Annotated in this window: 3 protein-coding genes; 2 read left to right on the top strand and 1 reads right to left on the bottom strand. The window is 45.8% G+C overall.

Translation table 11 applies throughout. The annotated features are described in order from the left end of the window. Window positions 1-612 (bottom strand): prephenate dehydratase (locus AB7U21_RS10005; protein WP_428388730.1); only part of this gene is annotated, 612 nt, incomplete at its 3' end. Window positions 613-805: 193 nt separating this feature from the next. On the opposite strand from AB7U21_RS10005, the gene AB7U21_RS10000 reads away from it, so the two are divergent. Together AB7U21_RS10000 and AB7U21_RS09995 are read left to right on the top strand one after the other, a co-directional pair. Then, a complete protein-coding gene (locus AB7U21_RS10000; protein ID WP_428388728.1) occupies window positions 806-4,825 on the top strand; it encodes a DUF7286 family protein in 4,020 nt (1,339 codons plus the stop codon). Between the two features lie 9 nt (window positions 4,826-4,834). Then, on the top strand, window positions 4,835-5,428 hold the full coding sequence (locus AB7U21_RS09995) for a sarcinarray family MAST domain-containing protein (protein WP_428388726.1): 594 nt from the start codon (window positions 4,835-4,837) through the stop codon (window positions 5,426-5,428). Window positions 5,429-5,589: the final 161 nt, after the last annotated feature.

Raw genomic sequence — 5,589 nt, 5'->3', positions numbered from 1 at the left:
TCTTCCGATCTCACTTCCTTTTGGAGTCTTCCAGGCAAGATCATCATCTTCATGTTTTTTCCTGAATACTATGAAACGTGTATGATTGCTGTTACAGTCCTGAATATTGCAGAGCAGTAAGTTCAGTCCGTACATAGTGGCTGACTCCCTGGATGCGATGGCTGCCATTTCCTCGAACTCAGTGGCAAGTTTGGCTGCATGGGAGGTGCTGCCTGTTGTGCGTATCTCCGCATGGGGAAAATGACTCTTGATGAACTGCCTGCACTGTCCCAGTGCCTGGGGATGGGAAAGTATCACCCTTATGTCCTCTAGTTTTCCTTTGGACAGCAGACAGTGTTCAATGGGCACAACGATCTCTCCGATGATCCGGATATCGTGTTCCATGAGCAGGTCCAGGGTAACGCCCACCGAGCCTTCGATGGAGTTCTCCACAGGTACGATTCCAATATCGGCGGTATTGGTCACAATCGAATCAAAAGTATCAATGATATCATCGCAATATTTAATGGATATATCTTTTGACAGAGAGGAACAAGTGTGTTCTTTCGTGAGCCACAGGTGGGCTGCTTTATCCGAATATGACCCCCTGGGCCCAAGCACACCAATGATCATAGTGGATAAAATACAACACATGTTATATAATTGTGTATGGGTGCTATTCAAGTGCTCCTCTTTATATTGATGCTCTTATTTTCGGGTTTAAGCCTTTTCTCTGATGCGATACTTACCTGGAATGTGCAAAACCACAATATTTAAATAATTACACTGTAATTAACGTGGAAAAGAAGTTATACAGGACAGCACCATGTCAAGGGAATGGAAAAACGGACCGAATGCACTCATCACTGATACTGATGCCTACGTTCCTTTTGCATTGATAGGTATATTCATCCTGCTTTTCTCATTGCTGACAGCGGCAGATCTTGCACGCATGGACTATCAGCTTGCAGAGATTGTATATTCTGGTGATGTTTCAGATCCGCGGCATGATATCCTTGACATGGCATGTGCGGATATATCGCGATGCCTTAACTATGCAGGCATGGAGGCTTTAGAGTGGCAGGGTGAGCATCCTGTCATACAGCCGGAATCTGTTTCCGTGGGATCACGGAGCAATGAAGGTTATGAGGTCCGTCCTCTGAATAAAGACCTGGAACCGGGAGATACCTTACAGGTGGAAGTGTCACTTCCCTCTAATATCCTGGGAGCCTTGCTTTCTCTTATCAGCAACAAGGACAGGGTGCTTACGGTATATGATGAGAGCGACAGTTTCAATATGAGCTTCAACTACAACGAGTCCCATAGCTTATGGGGGACTTCTTCATTCGTACAGGAACTGAAGATACCAGCAGATGCTTCATACGGTTTTGGGGCCGTTGTCCTGAGGGTTGGCAATGATGTACAGGCCACTGACTGGTTCCACGTGGGTACAAATCCCATGAAGGATATTGTTGCAGCACGTTTCAATGAGCTCATGGAGAACAACTACAGGAACGGTGTACACAGAACAGGAAGATATGTACTGGATGTGAACGAGGACATATCTCCTGAGCAGATAATTATCGGTAAAGTGAACGGGACCCTGAAGAGAAGCATACCACAGGACCATGAGGATTACGTCATTCATTATACTCTTACGGTAAAGCACCTCAACTACACGCTCACTGATCTCGATACAGGCATAAAGACGAATGGCAGCATGGATATCTTTACACCTGTGGATTCCAGGGAACCGTTGCTGGCACAGCTAACCGCAGAGTACGAACGGGAACTCAATACTGGGGTATCACCGGATATTGTACTAGGGATATCAAATGTGCGTTCCTTTACCTATGGCCCCTGGCAGCATTACGCAGGAGGACCACTGAACATCCTGACAGGTCCCTCAATTGCAGGTTCCGTGAATGCAGGCACGGTATACGGCCAGAAACGTGTTTTTGATGCTGTGGATCCCTGGTCCCTTATGTACACAGGATACTACAATGGGAAAACTTTGTATAATGATATAAAAAGAGATACTTCTGATTACGATGCACAGAAAGGTGATCTCTCAACGGTCTATGCCGGATTTGCGACGAACGGTTCTTTTAATATGGATATGGAACAAAGTATGGATAGTTCGATGGAAGATGCGGGTACCAGCTTGCAGAGTGTAGAGGACGATGCTTCTGTGACCATGGCAGTTTCTAACTACACGGCAGCTATAAAAAATGGCTGGATATTCAATGACCGTATATGGGGTCCTGAAGACCCTGATCTTATACACAATGTGACCCGCACGATCTACAGTGCCGATGTCATGCCGGAAATATCAAGGACTGGTGTGAATGACAGGCCTGAGGTGCGTGATGTACGGGTTGAGACGTTCTTTGATCCTGCTGCGGTAAGTCTGAGAAAGAGCTTTTCTTTCTATCACCTTACATGGGATGCCGAATATCTTGTATCGCTGTGGCATGAAGGGGCTATTGTACAAGGGTATTCTTTCGAGAACCGAAGCAGGATCAGTTACAGTGAAAAGATCATGAAACCCGGTAGCATCGCGGACCTGGACATTGCCAACTGGCAGATCACAAATGCGAGGCTTGAACATCGGTCCACTTCTCTGGAGAACCTTAAGGTCACGCCTGTAATGAGGTATGCAGGAAATGATACCCTTCTTAAAATGGAACGTGAAGGAGGTTTCCTCAATAGTGAGTCCCACTCCTTTGACTGGGACATCGAGTACATTGTGGAGTTCGATATCTATTCTCAGTGGGAGCTGGATTATGATTATGCATACACGCACATGGGCATCATAGACAGCAGGCATGAGGACGAAAGGCTGGGCACGTATGATCATCACACACAACAAACGCATAAAGAGCTTGAGACCGAGAACATTACCATTGTTTATCATAAATGCTTCAGGACAAATACCTATGATGGGCTTGCAGACTATGAACAGGCCATTGAAAATGAGTTCAGCGATACCACAGTAACGGTTGGCGGAGTGCAACTGACAGATACCTGCTGCAGCGATGCAGCCGATAAGTACAGGGAAGCTTATGTGAATATCGGCCAGATAGAAAGAGAATATGGTGTTTATAAAGATGGCACTGATATGCCCCGGCACACCGTTGCATGTGATGTGCCGATGTGGCTCCCTGGTCTTATGACGGAGGAATTGCTCTCCATGCTTCGTGCAATGGATGATACCGGCCCTTCGCGTACAGTTTCTCTTATGGGTGATAACCTGGGTCGCAATCCAGCAGATCTCTTTTATGAGGCTGCAGAGGACATGGCTCTTGAAATGGAATATGAAAGAGAGATGTATGTACAGGCTGACGGTCATTTCACTGGAAATGATCTCACAACCTCCAGTGATGCGGCCCGCATGATCGTAAGGAACGAGGCTTATGAGAAGACCATGCGGAAGCTTGTGGACAGCAATGCAAAAGTAAAAGATTCGTTAGATGGCTATATGAACGAGGCTTTTTCGGAAAGGACAGGATCTGCACTTTCCGATCTGCTGGGCGGTCTCTCACCCTCTGAACTGCTGTTCAATAATCCTGCCCTGTCCATGGCAACAAATGCGCTGGCACAGGACATGGGTGTGATCGATACTATGGAAGTGGTGGGCTGGCCGCATAGTAAATACAGCTGGACCGAGAATATGACCCTGCTGGTGGACCAGTACCCTGATTACCTGTACCATGATGAGGGCTTTGACCTGCAGGAGCAGTTCGTATGGGAAGACGAGGTAACAGGCAAGACGATTTATCCTCTGGCAGTACGTAATACATGTGTCTTTTCCGGGGATGTGAGCGGAGAGGTTGCAGATATCATGAAAGGATGTACCGATCCGGTAAAAACAGCTGTTTCGCAGCAGATGAGCAGTAGTATCCTTGAAGTGAGCTCACAGGTAAATGATGTGATCACGCAGATAGGAACTGAAGCTATTAACCTGACACAGGCAGGAGTGAGCACAGATATGCGCCTGCTGAAGGATAACCAGACCCGGCTTGTGAACGCCTATGCTGATCAGCTTCGCATAGATATTCCTGAGCAGATCAGCAGACAGGTCGCTGCTGACCCTGAGCTGTCAGCATGCATAGGTCCGGGTCAGGTGGAATTGATCGCTCAGCAGTACCTGGATTCCCTCACTAATGAACAGCTTGTGGCTATGACCTCGGATGACACTCTGGCACTGGAACTTTTAAGCAGGCTCAGGTCTCACATGAATATGGACAGCAATGCAATTAACGGAGACGTTGACATTGCTCTGCTGCGTCTTGAAGCTGATATGCAGATGGGAGTGTCTGACGGAGTATGTGCGGCTATAGAAGTGTGCCACGAGGTCATAGATGAATGTTTCTCCAACATCGATAAAGAACTGCAGGCAAAGCTTGATGATTCAGCAGATAAACTGACCGGTAAAGCCGCAGAAAAAATGGAAAAAAGACTGGAAACCGCTATGAGATGCGTGCCCGCAGGTCTCCCTCTGCTGCCTCCGAACTGGGTCTGCACGGTGAACATCTGGGAATATGATGTGAAAGGGCGATACAAAAGTTTCAGCGTAGCAGATATCGATAATGAATGCATCGTTGACCCATTTTACGGGCATAAAGCGCAGACGTATGTGAGAGATAATCAGAGAGTAAAGCATCCGATACAAAAAAACTTAGATGGAAGTTCCATATTCCTCGGAAGAAACTTTCCCATTATCTTTTCATTCGATGGTTACGCTGCAACAGTTGTAGGACCTGGACCTAAAGGAGTTGGAGACAAGATTGGGGGAAGGGAAGAAAAATCACCCGGTTATGATAATTTCGAGATACAATTCTGAGGTTAAAACATGAAAAATAAATGCATCATTCTATTTTGTATTCTATTTCTACTTCTTTTGCCTATCATTGGGTCAGCAGAAAGCTCCTATGGGAAAATTGACGTATATTTCGATGGTAAATTGTATCCTGGAGCAGAGATACCCAAGCCAGTTTTGAAGATTGGAGAGCCTTTCAAAGTTCGATTTGATGTAATTCCCTATCAACGATGTGAAGTCTCTGTGATGCTTACAACTATTGATGAAAAAGATTTCAGAATAATCAATGGCTCAACAAGTGAAATGGGCAAATATACCGGTGTAATTGTAGGAAAAAATGAAACAAAAACTTATGAATGGACAGTAGTTCCCACAGAAAATTGGGCTGGTGGTACTGTACCACTAGATTTTGTATACCAATTTGATGATTTGAATTCTTTTGATGTGCTCACAAAAGGTGAATTTACCGCCGCTTACATAACCGTCAGCGAGGAGTACTACGATGGCGCGTCTGCTGAAGTATCGACAGACCCCATCAATGAAGATTCTGCAAAAGCTCCGGGATTCATGTTACCCCTGGCTGTCGGAATGTTGTTACTGGCCGGGAAGTGCAGAAGAAATACATGATCTTCTGCTTATTTCTATTAAAAGAATAAAAAAATAGAGGACGGCGCCGCCTGCGGCGGGGTTGTTGTTGTGGATTGAGGTTTTATTTATTCTATGTCGGCTTTTTTCTCTTAATTCAAAGATTAATATCGTTGTTACGGATAGGGGTCTGGTTAACCCCT

Source organism: Methanomethylovorans sp. (assembly GCF_050177135.1).
GTDB lineage: Archaea > Halobacteriota > Methanosarcinia > Methanosarcinales > Methanosarcinaceae > Methanomethylovorans.
Note: the sequence above shows the minus strand (reverse complement) of the source record. Positions and strands in the feature narration are given on the sequence as shown.

Bases quoted from the DNA above. Each gene is read 5' to 3' on its own strand.
- AB7U21_RS10000 (WP_428388728.1), top strand. From the start codon at position 806: ATGTCAAGGGAATGGAAAAACGGACCGAATGCACTCATCACTGATACT.
- AB7U21_RS09995 (WP_428388726.1), top strand. From the start codon at position 4,835: ATGAAAAATAAATGCATCATTCTATTTTGTATTCTATTTCTACTTCTT.